Origin of the sequence: Mesorhizobium sp. M4B.F.Ca.ET.017.02.2.1 (assembly GCF_003998955.1) — a bacterium.
Taxonomy (GTDB): Bacteria; Pseudomonadota; Alphaproteobacteria; order Rhizobiales; family Rhizobiaceae; genus Mesorhizobium; species Mesorhizobium abyssinicae.
Genome location: NZ_RZOF01000648.1, coordinates 1 through 975 on the forward strand (window position 1 = coordinate 1; position 975 = coordinate 975).

Below are 975 nucleotides of genomic sequence, written 5' to 3' on the forward strand. Positions count from 1 at the left end.
CTGTTCAGGCCATTGCTTGCCGCTGTTCATCGCCGGCAATTGCTGCTTGCCGCGCACCTCACCGGCCACGGCTGGTCGCCGGAAATCCGGCTGGAAGGGCTTGAGGGCCTGCGCGCGGCGCTGCGGCGCGGCCGCGGCGCCATCATCTGGTGCGATCAGTTCACCGCCCAGACCATCATCGGCAAGCGGGCCCTGCATGCCGCCGGCCTCGAAACGCACCAGGTCAGCGTCAACTTCCACGGCTTTTCAGACTCGGTTTTCGGCCTGCGTTTCCTCAACCGGCCGCTGATCGCGGTGGAGAACCGCTACCTCAAAAGCCGGGTCGTCTTCGAGCGCGGCGATGCCTACCAGGTGACGGTGCGCATGCAACGCATGCTGAGGGAAAACGGCATCGTCCTGATGACCAACACGACCCACGCGGGCACCACCTTCACAGAAGTCGGCATCGGGGAAAGCGGCTGGACCCAACTGGCCTCGGCTCCGGCAAACTTCGCCGCGCGAGGCGGAACGGCGCTGTTTGCCATGTCGACCTTCGAGACCGTGCCCTTTCGCGAATACCGCGCGGTCATCAGCCCCGAACTGGCGCCGCCGGCAAGGCCGGCATCCGCCGCGACAAGGGACATGGCGGCGAAGAACCTCGAAACGCAGGCGCGCTACATCCTGCTCAAGCGCGATCGCCTCCTGGAGGCGATGAAATTGTACCCGGAACAGATGATGGTATGGGCAGGCGCCCAGAGGTTCACCGAGCGGTCGGGCGACACGACGGACGCGGGCGCCGACATATCCTCATGAGGTCTTTGTCCTGAGTTCGTCAAGCACGCCGGCGACGATGTCGGAGATCGGGCCGGTGCCGTCCACGGTCAACGCCGGTTCATCCGCCGTCGGCGCTTCGAGGGTGGCGAACTGGCTGTCGACCAGGCTCGCCGGCATGAAATGCCCCTTGCGGCTGCCGACACGGCGCCTGGCGGTTTCCGC

General features: G+C 66.1%; 1 protein-coding gene and 1 pseudogene. One reads left to right on the forward strand and one right to left on the reverse strand.

Features of this window, described 5'->3' with window-relative positions; genetic code table 11:
• Window positions 1-792: hypothetical protein (locus EN738_RS34595; protein ID WP_127287402.1), on the forward strand; the 792-nt coding region annotated here is incomplete at its 5' end.
• On the opposite strand, the pseudogene EN738_RS34600 reads toward EN738_RS34595, so the two are convergent.
• Window positions 787-975 (reverse strand): annotated as a pseudogene (locus EN738_RS34600) (gluconokinase); the annotation flags it as partial. The gene EN738_RS34595 and the pseudogene EN738_RS34600 sit on opposite strands and share 6 nt — an antisense overlap.